The following is an 18,740-nucleotide window of genomic DNA, read 5'->3' as shown; positions in this document are numbered from 1 at the left end:
CCTTATTTTATTATTATTTCATTTATTTTACTGTATAAATCACTATATATCTCAGCATTATATGGAATAACTTTTATATTATTAAGTTGTTGTATTGCTGAATATATCTCTTTCTTTTCACACTTTATAAATTTTATATAATTGAGATGTTCCAACCATTTATATTGGTCAATTAATTTATGATTATAGTTGCTAAAAACTATGCACGGCGTAGCTGTAATTGCAGCAAATATCATCCCATGTAAACGATCGGTTACAATTAACCTAGATGATGAAAATGTATTCCAAATTTTATTCAGTTCATTTTCTCTTTCTTTAATAGATATTTGATAGTCAGTAATTGTATCTGTTATATTTATATGTTCAAATTGATTTTTACAGCAATTTATAACCATTTGCTTATGTTTATTTGTTAAAATACCTTCTTTATCAGATCTAAGACATATAGTAACACCTATTCTATCATTTTTTATTCCTAAATTCCCTAAAGATAATGTAATATCTGGTACTAAAAATACTTTATTATTTAAATAATTTTTCACTAAGTCAAATGAAGTCCTATCTCTAAAAAACGCATAAAATTGAGAATGATTCGTAAAAACATTTATTGTATTTACAAATTCACGTTTACCTTTTGATGTATTTGGAAAATACACAGTTTGAGGAAACATTACAATTTTGTTTTTGTTAAATTTTTTCAATAAAATTCTTCTATATAACTCCTCTCTAAAATACTCAAGGCCAACATTTCCTCCCCCTTTTAAAGTTAAAATATCATCAGGTTTTATTATTGATAACAAATATTTTAAGTATTTTAAAGTATCATTTACTAGAATTTCAACAACCTGAGTATCAGAATTGTTCTCCCTAATATATTTTATATGAGCATATGTCATAGCATGATCACCTAGGTTAGAATAATCAGTACTTAATAAAATAAATATAGTTTTCTTTTTTTTGTCAATGTTTTGCACTTTTTTAGGAAATAGAGTATATTTAATATACTGTGTAGCCACTATTATCCTTATTAAGATTAATTTTAACTCTGATGGCAGAATAGACTTGATTTTTTTTATAATCTTAATATGATTCCACATTTATACATCCTCATTTCATTTTAATTATATTTTTTAATAATTAACATTTCAGTTAATATCTATTTTTATAAAAGCTCTATTTTCATGTAACCAAATTGGCAATTTGAAAATGCCTTTTATTGTTCCTAGTCCATAACTTATATGGAGTAAAAAAAACAACACTGGCAGTAATAGATAACTCAACTCAAATCTTTTACTAATTATTGAAAAAACTGTATTAATAATATTGAAAAAACTATATAATATTGCTAAAGACAAGATCGGTACTGCAAATCCAAAATTACTTAATAATAATCCACTTAAAATTGCTAACACAAATAACAATGGGACAAAATGATATACTGAAAAGCATCTTGGAGAAACACCAAGTGTAAGCCCTATCCAATAACCATTCATGAATTTTTGCTTAAGCATCTTTGTAAAAGTATTTCTTGCATGATGATATGATTTAATATCTGGATCTAGTAAAAATTTAAATCCCGCCTTTTTCATACGATAATGGATTTCATTATCCTCAGTTCTAGCTAATCTTTCATCATATCCCCCAACTTGTTTGAACACTTCTTTTGAATAAGCAGCATGAGCTAAAGTACTAACATATTCCTTTTCTTTGATTCTTCTATAACTGGCTATTCCGCTCCCAAATAAAGATGTTTCTGCTATCAGAAGAGTTTTCTGCCACGCACTTTTTTCATCAATGATGCTAATTCTATGTCCACCAACAATCTTTTCACCTGATTGTATAGCACTAACATTTTTTTGAATAAAATTAGATGGTATTGAGGAATGGGCATCTACTCTTAAAATTATATCACCTTTGCTTTCTTTAAGAGCTATATTCCAACCACAAGGTAATATCTTTTTAGGATTATCTAATATACAAATTTTATTAAAGTCATGCTCTGATTTTGCGAAGTTATACATTATTTCTTTTGTATTATCCTCTGAATTACCATCAACAAAGATAATTTCAATACATTTATGATCATAATCTTGTTTATTAATATCTTGAATTAAACTCCTAAGTTTTTCTCCTGCATTAAGAGCTACAACTATAAATGAAACTAACAACTCAGTACCTCCTTAACATTTTCTAACAAATCTATAAAAATTATAATTAAAATCGTCTATACTATAGATATGGTTCTTTTTATTTTAACCATTTATATCTACATTTAATTTAATATCATGTTTCTTTACAACAACCACTACTGTTCTAATCATTGTTCTGATATCTCCAAGGAAACTAAATGCCTCAATACTCCTTAAGTTATACTTCATCTTTTCTGGTAGCACTTTTTTTACATAGGTCTCATTAGCAGCTTCAGCTAAAGTTAATACTAACTCTTCATCCTTATACTGTATACTAGCTTCAGAAGTAACACCGGCAGGAAGTAGTAAAGTAGCAATCATTTTTTCCGTATATCTTTCAACATATTTACTAACTTCAGGCCTAGTACCAACAAAACTCATATCACCTGTAATTATATTAAATAATTGAGGAAACTCATCTAATCGATATTTTCTTAAAAATTTTCCAACCCTTGTTACCCTAACATCATTTTTAGTTGTTACTTGAGATCCTAATTTTTCCGCATTAACAACCATAGTACGGAATTTATAAATTCTAAAGGGTTTTCCATATTGAGTTATCCTTACTTGTCTAAACATAATTGGTCCTTTAGAATCTATTTTAATTATAATACTTAAAACAATAAATATAGGTGATAAAACTATAAAAATAAGAATAGCAAATATTATATCAAATATACGTTTTAATAATAAGCTAAATCTTTTTTTACACAATATATCATAATATTCCTTAACACTAGCGTTTTTCATATTGCTGGGTAAGTCATCCCATTTTCTTAACAACACTTACCATTCCTCCATATTTATATTAGTCTAAAATTATCTTTAAGTTATTAATTATATATTGTATATCATCATCACTAAGTAACGTATGAAGTGGGAAAGTAATCTCATTCTTATACATATCATAAGCATTAGGATAATGCTTAATATCAAACCCTAAATTTTTATACGCTGTAAACATAGGTAATGGTTTATAATGAACATTACATGCTACACCTGCTTCAGCCATTTTTATAATAATTTCATTTCTCTTTGCCTCTTCAATCTCAGGTATTCTAGCTAAATAAAGATGTCCACTAGAAGAAAAATCATCACCATAGTGCTGTAAACTCATTATGCCTAACGGTTTAAGTGCTTTATCATACATCTCTACAATTTGCTTACGTCTCTTTAACAATTTATTATATCTACTTAACTGAACAAGCCCAAGTGACGCAAGAATATCAGTCATATTACACTTATACGCAGGATAAACAATATCATATTCCCATGCACCTTTTTTTGTCTTGGCTAATGCATCCTTAGATTGGCCATGTAAACTATATAGCATATATTGTTTATATAGTTCTTCATCATTTAATCCCGTATTATTACGCCAAACAGCAGCCCCTCCCTCAGAAGTAGTGAGGTTTTTAACTGCATGAAATGAGAAACATGTAAAATCTGCTACTTGCCCACAGATAAGACCTTTTCTTTTAGCACCAAAAGCATGAGCTGAATCTGCCATTATGATTATCCTATTAAATAGTTCTTGAATTGTATTATTTGGTTTAAATAGTTCTTTTTTGCTTTCTACAATTTTAAATATCTTATCATAATCACACATTTTACCTGCTAAATCAACAGGAATAATAACTTTTGTATTCTCTGTAATTGCATCAGCAAGTTGTTCATAGTCCATTTCAAATGAATTAGGCGCTGTGTCAACCAAAATAATCTTTGCACCAACATGATTTATAACTGAGGCTGATGCAGTATATGTATATGCAGATGTAATAACTTCGTCTCCAGGCCCTACACCTAAAATACGTAATGTCATCTCCATTGCAGATGTTGCCGAATTAAAACATACTGCTTTATTAACACCAATATATTCAGCTATTTCTTTTTCTAATTTTTTAGTTCTTGGACCAGTTGTAATCCAACCAGACTTCATCGCTTTAATCACTTCATTTATCTCCGCATCAGTAATATCTGGCGGTGAGAAAGATATGTTTCGAACTATCTTTTCATTCATAATAACTCCCTCTTTATTTTAAATTTAATACTCTAAAAAACATTGATAACATTACACAAAATAATTTCATATATATGTACCACATAACATTATACAACTCTTTATTTGTATGTCAACACAAAAAATAATTTATATATTAATATACATATATTAATATTTTTCCCCTTTTTTCTTATTTATAAATAACATAATCACTTTACATACCAATATTCCACACAATGCTCCCGAACTATCTATAATAACATCTCTTATCTCTCCGCTTCTCCCATTGACAAAAGTCTGATGATATTCATCAAACATGGCATAAACAATCGCAATAATCCAAGCAATAAAAAACGCCTTCCATGGATTTTTCATTTGCCAATAAAAAAATATATATAATATGAACGCAAGGAAAAAATAAATACTGAAATGAGCTGCTTTCCTGATAATATGATCAGCTTGTTCGATTATTGGATGGGAATCATCTTGAGCTTGTTCCTCTGTTATGATCCCTAATTTTGTTACTACAGTCTTTGCTATCTTTGATGATACTCTGTCTGATTCAGTAGCTGTCTGAGAAGAAAACAAATTTATTCCAACCATTAACGCTAGTATAACTATTATTACTATTATTTTTTTTATGTTCATTTAAATTAATGCACATCCTTGTTTTAATACTCTGAAATCTGTTTCCATAAATTTCATCTTTATATACTATACCAAATTTTTCTATAATATACAATAAAATATGTTACAAAAAAACATTTTACTCTACAAAACCATGCTAGAAATGAATGAAAATTGTATATTATCGAAAAAGGAGATGCCTTAGGCATCTCCTACTATTCAAAAAGCTCTTCAACTTCTTTTAGTTTCTCTCTTATGTTCAAATGTTGTGGACATTTCTCTTCACACTGTCCACATTCAATACATGCGCTTGCTTTATTCTCTTTTTTAACAAATTTACTATATTCCAGTTTAGCCATATCAAAGTCAAACATGGAAGATTCATTGTATAACGAAAAGCAAGCAGGTATATCTACACCTTTTGGACATGGCATACAGTAAGCACATTTTGTACAACCGACTTTAATCTTATTTTTATATTCTTCTTTTACATTATTGATTAGTTGTATTTCCTTGTCAGTAAGTGAATTAGGGGTAGTCTCTGAAGCAATCCTGATATTTTCCTCTATATGCTCCATCTCATTCATTCCACTTAGGACTACATCTACTTCAGGATGATTGAATATGAATTTCAATGCCCATTCAGCAGGTGATCTCTTGATATCAGCCTTGTCCCATATGGCTTTTATATCATCTGGAACTTTCTTGGAAAGATTACCACCTCTTAATGGTTCCATTATGACTACACCCATACCTTTTGCTTTTGCATATTTTAGTCCTTCTGTACCTGCTTGATAATTTTCATCTAAATAGTTATACTGTATCTGGCAGAAATCCCAATCATAAGAGTCAACAATTTCTTTGAATAAGCTTAGTTCATCATGAAATGAAAAACCAACATGTTTAACTCGTCCATCTTTCACTATGCTTTCTAAGAAGTCTAATACATCATTTTCTTTTAATGTATTCCAGAATTTCTTGTTGAGTGTATGTAATAGATAGAAATCTATATGATCTGTTTCTAATTTCTCTAGCTGTTCATTAAGATATTTATCCATATCTTCTCTTGATTTAATTAACCATGAAGGTAATTTAGTAGCTAATTTAACCTTTTCTCTATAACCATCTTTTAGAACTTTTGCAACTAGCTTCTCACTTTCTCCTCCGTGATAATTATATGCAGTATCTATATAATTAACACCATTGTCAATAGCATAACGTACCTGCTTAAGTGCAATTTCCTCGTCTATTTTTCTACTGTATCCGTTTTTAGTCTGAAACCTCATGCAGCCGAAACCTAGTCTTGATACCTCTTCATTCGTTTTCCCAAATAACTTATACTGCATTTAACCACCTCATTAATTTTTTTTAACACGTAAGTTATATAAGGTCATGTATAATAACACTGTATGACTCCTTTTAAGTATAACATCAACGATTATAATATAAAAGCCTTACGTTTAAGTTTCATAAGGCTTATTTACTATATATATATTTATTTGCCAGTATGACCGAAGCCTCCTGAACCTCTAGTTGTTTCTTCTAATGTATCTGTTACTTCTAAGTCGACTTGCTCTATTTTATTGATTACCATTTGAGCAATTCTTTCTCCGTGTTTGATGAGAAAATCTTCTTCACCAAAGTTGATCATTATTACTTTGATTTCTCCCCTGTAATCTGCATCTATAGTCCCTGGAGTATTGACAAGGCTTATACCATGTTTTAATGCAAGGCCACTTCTAGGTCTAATCTGAGCTTCATATCCAGAGGGGAGGGCTATCTTGATACCTGCCGGTATCAATTTTATTTTACCTTTTTCTAATAACACGTCATCTTCTAAGCAAGCGTATAGATCCATCCCTGCTGCATCTGTACTCATATACTTGGGTAATGGTAATGTCTTTCCACTGTCTGTCTGCTCTACATAGACTTTTATCTTATGCATATATTTTTTATCCTTTCGATATCTATATCTTTATGTCTTCCAACGAGAGAGGTACTCATCTCGCTGTAATTGAATGTTTTTTTGGCGAAGTTAATGAAACTGTCTAGGTTAACAGCGTTGATTCCTTCTATCATTTCATCCTGTGTTTTGATTCTATCTATCATGAGTTTTGTTTTTCCGTAACTTGACATTCTGGAATTCATGTTTTCCAGTCCTATTATCAGGTTACTCTTTAGTTGTTCTTTTGTCTGATTCAATTCTTTTTCGTCTATTCCTTTTTCTAGTAGAAGATTGATTTCGTCCATAACACTTAGGATAACTTGTTCTATCTGAGTAGGGTTGGTCGCTGCATATATATTAAGCATGCCTGCGATATTGTAAGATTCTACATATGAATATATAGAATATGCCAGTCCCTTTTCTTCACGTATTGTTTGGAATAGTCTTGAGTTGATTCCGCCTCCAAGAATAGTGTTGAGTATGGATAAAATATATATATCATCAGAGTTATATGGAATGCTTGGAAAAGATAGACATAGATGAACTTGTTCAATGTCTTTATCCTTGGTTACAAAACATTTTTTGTAATCTAGTTTATCTATTCTAGGAATTCTTTTTCTACTTTTTAGTGCAGAAAACTTATTGCTTATTTTTTCGAACATTTCATCAAAATCAAATTTTCCCACTACTGATATGACAATATTTTCTGGTATATAATATTTGGACATATAGTCCTTGATATCTTCTTTGGTAAAATTGTTAATTAGTTCTTCTGTTCCAAGAATGTTATAACCTAACGTAGAACCGCTCCAAGCTTCTTCTTGAATCAGATCATGAACAATCTCTTCTGGTGAATCTTCATACATATTTATTTCTTCTAATATGACACCTTTTTCTTTTTTCATATCTTCGGGTTTCATAGAAGAATTGAGTATCATATCAGATAGGACATCAAGTGCTACATCTATATGGTTATCAAGTGTATGAGCATAGTAGCACATATATTCTTTTCCTGTAAATGCATTGATTCTACCACCAACTTCTGACATTTCGTCAGCGATATCTTTTGCTGTTCTTTTTTCTGTTCCTTTGAACATCATATGTTCTATGAAGTGGGAAATTCCATTATTCTTTTTATTTTCATCTATCGAACCATTTCTTATCCATATTCCAAGTGCAATGGAGCGTACGAATGAATTTTCTTCACCAACTACACATAATCCATTGTCCATAGTTTTCATTTTAACCATTCTCTATCCTCCAAAAATTGCTTAATCCGTCATTGTATCATAAATAATAATTTATAATAATACATTATGTGTATTTGCTTCAACACGATAAAAGCAAGAAGAATTAAAAAAGGGTAGACACCCTCCTTTAATTCATACCATAATCAAGCTACTAAACTTCCAATATATATATCAACAATTATTTCTCTTTTGGTAATGCATCTTTTCTTGATAGATTAATTCTTCCTTGACGATCTATTTCTGTAACCTTAACTAGGATTTCATCTCCTATGCTGACAACATCTTCAACTTTTGCTACTCTTTCATGAGCAAGTTTTGATATGTGTACAAGTCCATCTTTTCCTGGAGCGATTTCAACGAATGCACCGAATTTAGTGATTCTTGCAACTTTTCCAGTATAGATCTTGCCTACTTCAATATCTTTAGCGATTGATTCAATGATCTTTAACGCTTTGTCAGTAGCTTTGCTGTCTACACCACAGATGAAGATTCTTCCATCGTCTTCGATATCAATCTTAACTCCAGTTTCATCAATTATCTTATTGATAGTTTTTCCACGAGGTCCGATAACTTCGCTTATCTTTTCTGGGTCAATCTTAGTTTGGAAAATCTTTGGTGCCATATCAGATAATTCTTTTCTTGGTTCGTCAATAGTTTTCAACATAACTTCGTCTAGGATAAATAATCTAGCTCTTCTAGTTTGATATATAGCTTTTTCTATTATTTCATTAGTAAGTCCATGTATCTTAATATCCATTTGGATTGCAGTGATTCCTTTTTGTGTTCCTGCTACCTTGAAGTCCATATCTCCGAAGAAGTCTTCAAGTCCTTGAATATCTGTTAGCATTACATAATCATCGTCAGTCTCACCTGTTACAAGTCCAACTGAGATACCTGCTACTGGTGCTTTGATTGGTACACCAGATGCCATAAGTGATAATGTACTTGCACAGATACTTCCTTGTGAAGTTGAACCGTTGGAGCTTAGTACTTCAGATACGAGTCTTATTGCATATGGGAACTCTTCTTCTGAAGGTATTACTGGTAGTAATGCTCTTTCAGCTAATGCACCGTGACCTATTTCTCTACGTCCAGGTCCTCTTGATGGTCTTGTTTCACCAACAGAATATGATGGGAAGTTATAATGATGTATATATCTCTTAGATGTTTCTAATTCATCTAATCCATCAAGTACTTGAACTTCTCCTAGTGGACCTAATGTTGTTATTGTAAGAACTTGAGTTTGTCCACGGCTGAATAATGCTGAACCATGTGTATTAGGTAATAAGTCTACTTCAGACTTCAATTTCCTGATTTCGTCGAGAGCACGACCGTCTGGTCTTTTGTGGTCTTTTAAAATCATTCTTCTTACAGTTTGTTTTTGGTATTTGTATATTGCTTCGCCTATATATTCTAACCAGTCTTCATGTTCTTCCTGGAATTTCTCAGTAAGTTCATCTGTAATTGCTGATATTCTCTCTTGTCTTTCTTGTTTTACATCAGTGAATACAGCAGTTTCCATTCTTTCATCGCCTACATAGTCAACGATTGCTTCGTATACTTCTTCTGGAACAATTGATTGTTCGTAACCGGCCTTTTCTTTTCCTTCTTTTTCAACTATTTCATTAATCCATTCTACAACTTTTTGATTTTCTTCATGAGCTTTAAATATTGCTTGTACCATAGTCTCTTCTGGTATTTCGTCAGCACCAGCTTCAATCATAACAACTTTTTCACTAGTAGATGCAACTGTTAAAGCTAATTTGGATTTTTCTCTTTGGTCGGCTGTAGGATTAATAACAAATTCTCCATCTACATATCCAACCATAATAGAACTTGTAGGTCCTTGGAATGGTATATCTGATATTGATAATGCTATAGATGATCCAATCATGGCAAGTAATTCAGGTTGACAATCTTGGTCAACAGATAGTACTGTATTAACGATAGCACAGTCATTTCTGTAATCTTTTGGGAATAATGGTCTGATAGGTCTATCAATTACTCTTGAAGTCAGTACAGCATTTTCTGTAGGTTTTCCCTCTCTCTTAATGAAACCACCTGGTATTTTTCCTACTGAATATAGACGTTCTTGGTAATCAACGCTTAATGGGAAAAAATCAATTCCTTCACGTGGTTTTTCTGAAGCTGTAGCAGTGGTTAATACAACAGTATTACCATATCTTAATAATGCAGCTCCATTAGCTTGTTCGGCAACTTTGCCAATTTCAACAGATAGTGTCCTACCTGCTAATTCTAATGAATATACTCTAGACATTTAACAATCTCCCTTCAAATAATTTTGGTTGTCTTTAGTCTAGGTCCTTAGTCGTTAGTTTTCATCTTCAAATGCTTATCTATTAAAAACAAAAACTAATGACTAAAGGTTAACTATGCTAGTACTAAAGACAAGTGTCAATAACTCATATTCATAATTTAAAATTATAGAGCGGATTTCTCCGCTCTTTTAATAACCTAAAAACAGGTTTCTAGGTTGTAATCAAATAAGAATTCAACTATCTTCTTAATCCTAATTTCTTGATTAAGACACGATATCCTTCAATATCTTTGTTCTTAAGATATTGTAATAAACCTCTTCTTTGACCTACCATCATAAGTAATCCTCTTCTTGAGTGATGGTCTTTCTTGTGCATTTTCAAATGCTCAGTTAAGTGATTGATTCTTGCAGTTAGTAATGCAATCTGAACTTCTGGTGAACCAGTGTCAGTAGCATTTCTTCCAAATTCTGCGATAATTTCTTGTTTAGTCTTTTCCATTATTTCTTACCTCCATAATTTTAGATAACACCGATTGCTAAGAAAGGGTCGGAGTTTCCCAAGTATCTGAGCAATGGCTTCCATCAATAAATTTTATCATAAATAGATATTTTTGTAAACAAATTATTTTGTATGGTATTTCATTATTTTTTTTGTCCAAGAATATCTATATTAACAACTATACATTATAATCTCTATACTTAGTATATTTTTAACATTTTTACTAAAAATAATACAATTTACTAATTATTTCTTTAATTAATTTTAATCCTCGTGTTTGCGGATTAATTCTGTAACATAATTAATATTGTTAGTTATTTCTTGTTTTAATTCATCTATAGAATTAAATTTCTTTTCTTTTCTAATGAATTCTATAAGTTCAACAATTACAGTTTCTCCATATATGTCTTCATCAAAATCTAATATATGTGTTTCTACAACTTTTTGTTGACCATTCAATGTTGGGTTAATACCAATATTAGTAATACTATGATATTTTTGATTATTCACGTAGATATGGGAATAATATACCCCGTTAGGTGGTAATATCTTGTATCTATGGGGTATTATGTTAGCTGTAGGGTACAAAAATCTCTTTCCATTCTTTTTACCTTCTACAACTTTTCCCTTTATACTAAAATTGGCACCCAATAGTTCATTAGCAAGACTGATATTACCTTCTTTTATTTCTTTTCTGATCCATGTACTGCTTACGATATTACCATTGTATTCAATTTTATCGATTGTAACTAGTTTATAATCATATATAGAAGATAGTTTTTCTAATAATCCAATATCTCCTTTTCGTTTGTGTCCAAATCTGTAATCTTTACCGACTACAACATATTTAGCATTCAGTTGCCCAGCTATAACTTTTTCAACAAAATTCTCTGGGGTCATCTTTGCTGTGTTAAGATCATAGGGATATTCAACGAATACATCTATGTCTTTTAGGATTCGTTCTTTTTCACAGCGTAGATATATAAGGTCAACAGGTTCCTTGTTTGCTAATACAAAACTTGGATGTGGATCAAATGTCAAAACCAATGATTTCAAACCAAGTTCTCTTGATAGCTGAAGGGCCTTACATATTAGTTTTCTATGACCGATATGTATTCCATCAAAATTACCTAGGACTACAACACAAGGAGAAGATGTAAATTCTTTTGTGCCTTTTATATATTCCATCTGACAGTCTCCTTACAAGAACAATTTAACCGGCTTCAGAATCATACTTTCGTCTACGATCACTGTCCTATATATGCCGATGAAATTGTTATTCTCATCATATATTCTATACTTAGTTTGTTCAGCTATATCTTTATTACCCTTTATATATTCTTGCTTCAACTTATTTCCATTATAAAGGAATTTATCAAATTTTGAATGAATAATTAATTCACCGTAATCTGCAAATACTTGATCTACATTAGTGATTATTTCATTCAAACTATTATTTTCTATATAATAATCTATCTCTTTTAACTTAAGACTGGATTCTATATGGAATAGACTTGATTTTGTTCTTACAAGCTTACTCATATGAGCTCCACACCCAAGTTCAGCTCCGATATCTGCACAAAGCGTTCTTATATATGTACCTTTGGAACACTCCACTTTAATATCAATATTGTTACCTTCTATTTTAATAATTTCTATATCGTATATATAGATATCTCTTGCTTTTCTTTCAACAGTTTTTCCTTGTCTTGCTAATTCGTATAATCTTTTTCCATTTACTTTTAAGGCAGAATACATTGGTGGTACTTGTTTATAATCACCTATAAAAGATTTTATAGCTTCTTCTATTTCTTCATGGGTGCTTGTTACTTCCTTCTGGTTTAATATTTTACCAGTATGATCTTGTGTATCAGTTTCTATACCAAGAGTCATGGTTGCTTGGTATATTTTAGTAGTATCAGTAATGTAATCGGCTACTTTCGTAGCTTTACCGATACATACAGGAAGTACACCTTCTGCTTCTGGGTCCAGTGTACCTGTATGTCCAACTTTTTTGATTCTTAACTTTTTACGTAGTATTGCTACTACGTCAAATGATGTATAACCTTTTTCTTTGTAGATGTTGATTATTCCGTTCATGCTCTTTCCTCTATCTGCCTTTTAACTACATTGATCAATCTTTCTTTTATAGAAGTAAGATTACCTGAAATTGTACATCCAGAAGCTTTTATATGTCCACCGCCGCCGAATTCTCTGGCAATTGCACATACGTCTACATTGTTACGTGACCTCAAGCTTATTTTATACTCATCACTGCTTACTTGCATAATGAATATGGCACATTCTGATTCAGTAACTTCATTTAATATCTGCACTATACTTTCTGTATCTTTTTTATTACAGTCATATTCTTCAAGTTCTTCTGTACTGAGTGTTGTCAATATCAATTTATCGTTAATATGACGTTCAGTATTTTTTATGGCAGTGCCTAGTATTTGAAGAGATTTGTATGACTTGTAATAGAATAACCTATTAGTTATATCAGTAAAATCTATTCCGTAACTAATTATGTCACCAGCTATTTGGTGGGTTCTTCTGGTAGTATTACTGTGTTTGAATGCTCCAGTATCATATATAAGTCCAGTATATAGAGCTTCACATATATCTTTATCCAATAGGTCAGTATCATCAGACCCATCAAGTATTTCATATATTATCTCACATGTAGAACTTACGTCTGACACATAATTGTAGTCAGCGAATTGGGTATTACTGATATGATGATCAATGTTTACAGTTACAGCTGCTTCATCAAAAAGTTTAGAGTTGCTTCCAAGTCTTTCTTTATCACCACAATCAAGAGAGATAAAGATATCTATATCTTTCTTGATTGTTTTTAATAAGTAATTACTTCCTACTAGATAATCATATGTATCAGGTACATCATCTAGAGCTATTTCTACATCTATTCCTTTTTTATGGAGAATTGATGCTAATGCATAACATGCACCAACACAATCTCCATCTGGATGAATATGTCCTGATATTATAATATTTTTCTTGTCACCACATATATTTATTATTTCTTGTAGATTCATGATTATTCACCTTTTGGTTTATTAACTTTATCAATTAATTTTGACATATTGATTCCGTATTCAATAGATTGATCTACCACAAATGTTATTTCTGGAGTGTTTCTTAGATTAATTTTTCTAGCAAGTTCATTTCTAATATATCCTGTTGAACGTTTTAGGCCTTCTAGAGTATCACTCTGAGATTTTTCATCTCCAAGAACACTTACATATATTTTACAGTATTTCAAGTCTGGAGTAGTATCCACACTTACAACACTTGTCATATGATTCACTCTTGGGTCTTTTAAGCCTCTACTTATTATACTGCTTACTTCTCTTTTAATTTCTTCATTGATTTTAATAATTCTATTGCTTCTCTTTTTCATTTCTACTCACCTTCTAATATTATGAGCACTATTAACTATCTAGGTATTTCTTCCATAATAAATGCTTCAACAATATCTCCTTCTTTTAGATCATTGAACTTATTAAGCATAATACCACATTCATATCCTGAATTGACTTCTTTAACGTCATCTTTAAATCTCTTAAGTGATGCTAGTTCACCTTCATATACGACAATACCGTCACGAACAAGTCTGACTTTTGCATTTCTTACGAATTTACCATCTAGCACATAAGAACCACCTATAGTACCAACACTAGATACTTTGAATGTCTGTCTTACTTCTGCATGACCGATAACTTTTTCTTTATATTCAGGATCAAGCATACCTTTCATAGCTGCTTCGATATCTTCGATAGCATTATATATTACTCTATATAGACGCATATCAATTTTTTCACTATCTGCAACTGCTTTTGCACTGGCTTCTGGACGAACATTGAAACCTATTATGATTGCATTAGATGCAGATGCTAACATTACGTCAGATTCGTTAATAGCACCAACTCCACCGTGGATTACTTTTATCATAACTTCTTCGTTAGATAATTTTACCAGACTTTGTTTTACTGCTTCGACTGAACCTTGAACATCAGCCTTAACGACTATGTTAAGTTCTTTCATATCACCTGATTGTATTTGGCTGAATAAATCATCAAGAGTAACTTTTTGAGGTGTATTCTGGATAAGTTTCTCTCTGTCTCTTCTTATGACTTTTTCAGCAACGTGTCTTGCTTCTCTTTCGTTTTTAGCTGTATAGAAAGCATCTCCGGCTATTGGAACTTCTGATAGTCCTAATATCTCAACTGGTATAGAAGGTCCTGCTTTTTTGACTCTTCTACCTTTGTCATCAATCATGGCTCTTATTTTACCATATGCAGTTCCTGCAATAATTGCGTCACCGACTTTTAATGTACCGTTTTGAATAAGAACAGTAGCTACTGGACCTCTTCCTTTATCAAGCTGTGCTTCAATAATAGTACCACTTGCTTTTTTGTTAGGATTAGCTTTCAGTTCTTCCATTTCAGATACTAGAAGAATCATTTCAAGTAATTGGTCAAGTCCTGTTTTTTCTATAGCTGAAACTGGTACACATATAGTATCTCCACCCCAGTCTTCTGCTACTAAACCATAATCTACTAATTCTTGTTTAACTCTATCTGGATTAGCTCCTGGTTTATCAATCTTATTGATAGCAACTATAATCTGTACGTTAGCAGCCTTAGCATGGTTGATTGCTTCTATTGTCTGAGGCATAACACCATCATCAGCAGCAACTACAAGTATAGCTATATCTGTTGCCATTGCACCTCTTAGACGCATGGCTGTAAAAGCTTCGTGTCCAGGTGTATCTAAGAATGTAATATCGTTATCATTAATACTTACGATAGATGCACCAATATGTTGTGTTATTCCACCGGCTTCTCTTGATGTAACGTTACTTTCACGTATTGCATCTAATAGAGATGTCTTACCATGGTCAACGTGACCCATTACAACGACAATAGGTGATCTTGTAACTAGATCTTTTTCATCATCTGGTTCTTCCTTGAAGAATTCTTCTACAATGTCTGTTTCCTCTTCTTCTTCTGTAAGGAAGTTGTATTCTAATGCTACTGAAGTTGCAGTATCAAAATCTATTTCTTGATTGGCAGTAGCCATAATGCCTTTTAGCATAAGAGATTTTACTATGTCTGAAGTTTGTTTTTCCAATTTTTCTGCTAAAGCTTTTACAGTAATATTCTTAGGTATAAGTATTACATCTGCTTCTTCATTTTCTTGTGCCTCAATAGCCTCATCTGCTACTGATTCTTTGTTTCCTTTGTTAGGAGCATAGTATTCATTAATTATACTTGCTTCCTCATCTGTCAATGAGCTCATATGATTTTTCACTTCGATATCGAATTCTTTTAACGTGGAAAGTAATTCTTTATTACTTAGTCCAAGTTGTTTAGCGATTTCATATACGCGAACTTTTGACATATTACCACCTCCGCAAATTTAAGTCTTGAAATTAGTTACGAGTATTCTCAAAAATAGTTTTTGCAAATCCTTCATCCAGAATGCCTATAGAAGCTCTAATATCTTTACCAATAGATTTACCTAATTCTTCTTTGGTACCAAACTCTATAAGCTTGATATTATTGGTTAAACATATATTGCTGAATAGTTTTTTCGTGTTTTTTGAAGAATCTGTTGCAATAATAACTAATTTTGCTGTTTTGTTCTTTACTGCTTTTTCTGTCATGAATTCTCCTGAACTAAGCATCGCAGCTCTTTGACATAGTCCTAAAAGAGAATAAACTTTTTTACTCATCTATTTTAATTAATTCCTCCTTAAGGGCACTATATACATCGCTTGGTATGCTTCCTTTAAAAGATCGTTCTAATCCTTTGTTCTTAATAGCTTTTTCAAGACATGTTATAGATTTGCATATATATGCACCTCTACCATTTTTTTTACCAGTACTGTCAATGGATATGTTACCTTCTTTTGTCTTCACAATTCTAATCAATTGTCTTTTATCCTTCATTTCTTGGCAACCTGTGCATTTTCTTAAAGGTATTTTCCTAGCCATATTCATCATTCCCTTCTCTATGTTTTTTAAGAATGGTTATGAAAGAAGTAAATACTAGTAAAGTTCTTCTTCATCTAGAGCGTTTCTTGATAAAAGCGCTCCTAGAGTCTCTTCTTCAGTTATAAAATTAGTCTCTTTTGCTTGTGTTTCACTCTTAATATCAATTCTGTAACCTGTAAGTTTAGCTGCTAATCTTGCATTCTGACCTTCTTTACCTATTGCAAGAGATAATTGATAGTCAGGAACGACAACTTTAGCACTTTTTTCTTGTTCATTAACAATAACTTTCACTACTTTTGAAGGACTAAGAGCTGATTGTATGAATTTCACAGGATCTTCATCCCAAGGAATTATATCTATCTTCTCTCCTCTAAGTTCGTTAACGATTATTGAAACTCTCGCACCGTTATGACCTACACATGATCCTACAGGATCAACATCCATATTAGTGGAGAATACAGCTATTTTGGTTCTGGAACCAGCTTCTCTGGATATGCCTTTTATCTCTACAACTCCATCATGTACTTCTGGAACTTCCTGCTCGAATAGTCTTTTTATAAGTTCTGGATGAGTTCTTGAAACATATACTTTAGGTCCTTTAGTACTTTCTTTTACTTCTAGAACATATACTTTATATCTTTCATTAGGATAATATTTTTCTCCTGGAACTTGTTCTTTGTCTGCCAATATTGCATCAATCTTACCCAAGTTGATAATGACATTATCTCTTACTTGCCTTTGGATAATACCAGTGATTACGTCTTTCTCTTTAGTTATATACTGATTGAATATAACTTCTCTTTCAGCTTCCCTTATTTTCTGAACAACAACCTGTTTAGCTTTTTGAGCTGCTATCCTACCGAAATTCTTAGGTGTCACTTCAATGTTTATTATATCACCAAGCTTATAGGTTGGATTGATTTTCTTAGCATCCTCTAATGAAATGGTAAGGTTTTTGTCTTCTGCTTCTACTACAACTTCTTTTTCAGCATATACTGAAACATCACCATTAAAACGGTCAATCTCCACTTTTATATTCTGTGCAGTACCAAAGTTATTCTTACATGCTGTAACTAAAGAAACCTCAATTGTCTCAAGTAATACATCCTTACTAATACCCTTTTCTTTCTCAATTTGATTCAATGCTTCAATAAATTCAGCATTCATTTTAATCCTCCTCAGTATTTTTATATATCTTATAGAAAAGTATTTAATTCAGCCAATGAAACAGCTAAATATATTTAAAATATTATTGCTAGCCTAATAATTGCTACATCAGTCCTTGCAACAGACCATTCTTTTCCATCATCTAATAAAAGTGTTATACTATCGTCATCGTAGCTTTTTAATACGCCTACAAATTCTTTTTGCTTATTAATAGACTTATATAATTTCACTTCTACTTTTTCACCTAGGCTTCTAGCAAAATCTTTATCTTTCTTCAATGGTCTATCAAGCCCTGGTGAACTGACTTCTAATATATATGGTTCTTTTATTGGATCTTTATCTTCAAATTCACTGTCAAAAGATTTGCTTACAAGTTCACAATCATCTATTGTAACCCCACCATCTTTATCAATAAAAATTCTTAGATACCAATTGGAAGCTTCTTTTACATACTCAATATCTACAAGTTCGAATTTATTCTCTTCTAGAATTGGTGTTAAAATTTCTTCTACAAGTGTTTCTACATGTTCTCTAAATGACAACTTCTATCATCCTTCTTTCTATTGGCTTATATACATAACAAGAGTGGACTTTCGTCCACTCTTTCTAGTACTCATTATTATATCTGAAACTATTATAACACCTAAAGCTTCATTTTGCAAGAAAATACTTGTTATTAATTTACAGATGCCGAAATAATAAGTTATAGATACTTTTAGCTTAGGTGTCTTCATAATAAGTACCTTACGTCATTTATTAT

20 protein-coding genes are annotated in these 18,740 nt (G+C 31.5%); all 20 read right to left on the bottom strand.

Annotated features, from left to right (window positions below; all coding sequences use genetic code 11):
- Positions 1–2 precede the first annotated feature (2 nt).
- The 20 genes from QMG30_RS21435 to QMG30_RS21340 all read right to left on the bottom strand — a co-directional run bounded on the left by QMG30_RS21435 (position 3) and on the right by QMG30_RS21340 (position 18,714).
- The gene (locus QMG30_RS21435; RefSeq protein WP_281819044.1) at positions 3–1,097 is read right to left on the bottom strand and encodes a polysaccharide pyruvyl transferase family protein; all 1,095 of its coding nucleotides are present in this window, start codon (positions 1,095–1,097) and stop codon (positions 3–5) included.
- A gap of 48 nt (positions 1,098–1,145) precedes the next feature.
- Complete coding sequence (locus QMG30_RS21430; protein WP_281819043.1) at positions 1,146–2,168, bottom strand: glycosyltransferase family 2 protein; 1,023 nt, start codon at positions 2,166–2,168, stop codon at positions 1,146–1,148.
- A gap of 84 nt (positions 2,169–2,252) precedes the next feature.
- A complete protein-coding gene (locus QMG30_RS21425) occupies positions 2,253–2,972 on the bottom strand; it encodes a sugar transferase (protein WP_281819133.1) in 720 nt (239 codons plus the stop codon).
- Positions 2,973–2,997: 25 nt separating this feature from the next.
- Positions 2,998–4,209 (bottom strand): DegT/DnrJ/EryC1/StrS family aminotransferase, encoded by a 1,212-nt coding sequence (locus QMG30_RS21420; protein ID WP_281819042.1) that lies wholly within the window; start codon positions 4,207–4,209, stop codon positions 2,998–3,000.
- A gap of 150 nt (positions 4,210–4,359) precedes the next feature.
- Positions 4,360–4,839 carry a VanZ family protein gene (locus QMG30_RS21415; RefSeq protein WP_281819041.1) on the bottom strand — a complete coding sequence of 160 codons (480 nt, stop codon included), beginning with the start codon at positions 4,837–4,839 and terminating at the stop codon, positions 4,360–4,362.
- A 194-nt stretch (positions 4,840–5,033) separates the two neighbouring features.
- On the bottom strand, positions 5,034–6,164 hold the full coding sequence (locus QMG30_RS21410; RefSeq protein WP_281819040.1) for an aldo/keto reductase: 1,131 nt from the start codon (positions 6,162–6,164) through the stop codon (positions 5,034–5,036).
- A gap of 149 nt (positions 6,165–6,313) precedes the next feature.
- Positions 6,314–6,763, bottom strand: a complete 450-nt coding sequence (dut, locus tag QMG30_RS21405) for a dUTP diphosphatase (RefSeq protein ID WP_281819039.1) — start codon at positions 6,761–6,763, stop codon at positions 6,314–6,316.
- Positions 6,751–8,013 carry a M16 family metallopeptidase gene (locus tag QMG30_RS21400; protein WP_281819037.1) on the bottom strand — a complete coding sequence of 421 codons (1,263 nt, stop codon included), beginning with the start codon at positions 8,011–8,013 and terminating at the stop codon, positions 6,751–6,753. The genes dut and QMG30_RS21400 overlap by 13 nt, the downstream gene beginning before the upstream one ends.
- A 178-nt stretch (positions 8,014–8,191) precedes the next feature.
- A complete protein-coding gene (locus QMG30_RS21395) occupies positions 8,192–10,291 on the bottom strand; it encodes a polyribonucleotide nucleotidyltransferase (protein WP_281819036.1) in 2,100 nt (699 codons plus the stop codon).
- A gap of 238 nt (positions 10,292–10,529) precedes the next feature.
- Complete coding sequence (gene rpsO, locus QMG30_RS21390) at positions 10,530–10,790, bottom strand: 30S ribosomal protein S15 (protein WP_281819035.1); 261 nt, start codon at positions 10,788–10,790, stop codon at positions 10,530–10,532.
- A 264-nt stretch (positions 10,791–11,054) separates the two neighbouring features.
- Entirely contained in the window at positions 11,055–11,978 is a 924-nt protein-coding gene (locus QMG30_RS21385) for a bifunctional riboflavin kinase/FAD synthetase (RefSeq protein ID WP_281819034.1), read from the bottom strand.
- Positions 11,979–11,990: 12 nt separating this feature from the next.
- Positions 11,991–12,890: a tRNA pseudouridine(55) synthase TruB gene (truB, locus tag QMG30_RS21380; protein ID WP_281819033.1), complete on the bottom strand. Its 900-nt coding sequence runs from the start codon at positions 12,888–12,890 to the stop codon at positions 11,991–11,993.
- Complete coding sequence (locus QMG30_RS21375) at positions 12,887–13,849, bottom strand: DHH family phosphoesterase (protein WP_281819032.1); 963 nt, start codon at positions 13,847–13,849, stop codon at positions 12,887–12,889. The genes truB and QMG30_RS21375 overlap by 4 nt, the downstream gene beginning before the upstream one ends.
- Positions 13,850–13,851: 2 nt before the next feature.
- Positions 13,852–14,214, bottom strand: coding sequence for a 30S ribosome-binding factor RbfA (gene rbfA, locus QMG30_RS21370; RefSeq protein WP_281819031.1), 363 nt, complete (start codon positions 14,212–14,214; stop codon positions 13,852–13,854).
- Positions 14,215–14,249: 35 nt separating this feature from the next.
- Complete coding sequence (gene infB, locus QMG30_RS21365; RefSeq protein WP_281819030.1) at positions 14,250–16,217, bottom strand: translation initiation factor IF-2; 1,968 nt, start codon at positions 16,215–16,217, stop codon at positions 14,250–14,252.
- A gap of 31 nt (positions 16,218–16,248) precedes the next feature.
- Positions 16,249–16,551 (bottom strand): L7Ae/L30e/S12e/Gadd45 family ribosomal protein, encoded by a 303-nt coding sequence (locus QMG30_RS21360; RefSeq protein WP_281819029.1) that lies wholly within the window; start codon positions 16,549–16,551, stop codon positions 16,249–16,251.
- Positions 16,544–16,819, bottom strand: a complete 276-nt coding sequence (gene rnpM / locus QMG30_RS21355) for an RNase P modulator RnpM (RefSeq protein ID WP_281819028.1) — start codon at positions 16,817–16,819, stop codon at positions 16,544–16,546. The genes QMG30_RS21360 and rnpM overlap by 8 nt, the downstream gene beginning before the upstream one ends.
- Positions 16,820–16,867: 48 nt before the next feature.
- On the bottom strand, positions 16,868–17,980 hold the full coding sequence (nusA, locus tag QMG30_RS21350; RefSeq protein WP_281819027.1) for a transcription termination factor NusA: 1,113 nt from the start codon (positions 17,978–17,980) through the stop codon (positions 16,868–16,870).
- Between the two features lie 74 nt (positions 17,981–18,054).
- Positions 18,055–18,522, bottom strand: coding sequence for a ribosome maturation factor RimP (gene rimP, locus QMG30_RS21345; RefSeq protein WP_281819026.1), 468 nt, complete (start codon positions 18,520–18,522; stop codon positions 18,055–18,057).
- 18 nt (positions 18,523–18,540) lie between these two features.
- Entirely contained in the window at positions 18,541–18,714 is a 174-nt protein-coding gene (locus tag QMG30_RS21340; RefSeq protein WP_281819025.1) for a hypothetical protein, read from the bottom strand.
- Positions 18,715–18,740 lie beyond the last annotated feature (26 nt).

This window comes from Vallitalea longa (assembly GCF_027923465.1).
Classification (GTDB): domain Bacteria; phylum Bacillota; class Clostridia; order Lachnospirales; family Vallitaleaceae; genus Vallitalea; species Vallitalea longa.
The sequence above is the reverse complement of the archived record's forward strand: the minus strand, read 5'-3'. Positions and strand labels throughout refer to the sequence as shown.

Bases quoted from the DNA above. Each gene is read 5' to 3' on its own strand.
- QMG30_RS21435 (WP_281819044.1), bottom strand. From the start codon at position 1,097: ATGTGGAATCATATTAAGATTATAAAAAAAATCAAGTCTATTCTGCCA.
- QMG30_RS21420 (WP_281819042.1), bottom strand. From the start codon at position 4,209: ATGAATGAAAAGATAGTTCGAAACATATCTTTCTCACCGCCAGATATT.
- QMG30_RS21415 (WP_281819041.1), bottom strand. From the start codon at position 4,839: ATGAACATAAAAAAAATAATAGTAATAATAGTTATACTAGCGTTAATG.
- QMG30_RS21410 (WP_281819040.1), bottom strand. From the start codon at position 6,164: ATGCAGTATAAGTTATTTGGGAAAACGAATGAAGAGGTATCAAGACTA.
- dut (WP_281819039.1), bottom strand. From the start codon at position 6,763: ATGCATAAGATAAAAGTCTATGTAGAGCAGACAGACAGTGGAAAGACA.
- QMG30_RS21400 (WP_281819037.1), bottom strand. From the start codon at position 8,013: ATGGTTAAAATGAAAACTATGGACAATGGATTATGTGTAGTTGGTGAA.
- QMG30_RS21395 (WP_281819036.1), bottom strand. From the start codon at position 10,291: ATGTCTAGAGTATATTCATTAGAATTAGCAGGTAGGACACTATCTGTT.
- rpsO (WP_281819035.1), bottom strand. From the start codon at position 10,790: ATGGAAAAGACTAAACAAGAAATTATCGCAGAATTTGGAAGAAATGCT.
- QMG30_RS21385 (WP_281819034.1), bottom strand. From the start codon at position 11,978: ATGGAATATATAAAAGGCACAAAAGAATTTACATCTTCTCCTTGTGTT.
- truB (WP_281819033.1), bottom strand. From the start codon at position 12,890: ATGAACGGAATAATCAACATCTACAAAGAAAAAGGTTATACATCATTT.
- QMG30_RS21375 (WP_281819032.1), bottom strand. From the start codon at position 13,849: ATGAATCTACAAGAAATAATAAATATATGTGGTGACAAGAAAAATATT.
- rbfA (WP_281819031.1), bottom strand. From the start codon at position 14,214: ATGAAAAAGAGAAGCAATAGAATTATTAAAATCAATGAAGAAATTAAA.
- infB (WP_281819030.1), bottom strand. From the start codon at position 16,217: ATGTCAAAAGTTCGCGTATATGAAATCGCTAAACAACTTGGACTAAGT.
- QMG30_RS21360 (WP_281819029.1), bottom strand. From the start codon at position 16,551: ATGAGTAAAAAAGTTTATTCTCTTTTAGGACTATGTCAAAGAGCTGCG.
- rnpM (WP_281819028.1), bottom strand. From the start codon at position 16,819: ATGAATATGGCTAGGAAAATACCTTTAAGAAAATGCACAGGTTGCCAA.
- nusA (WP_281819027.1), bottom strand. From the start codon at position 17,980: ATGAATGCTGAATTTATTGAAGCATTGAATCAAATTGAGAAAGAAAAG.
- QMG30_RS21340 (WP_281819025.1), bottom strand. From the start codon at position 18,714: ATGAAGACACCTAAGCTAAAAGTATCTATAACTTATTATTTCGGCATC.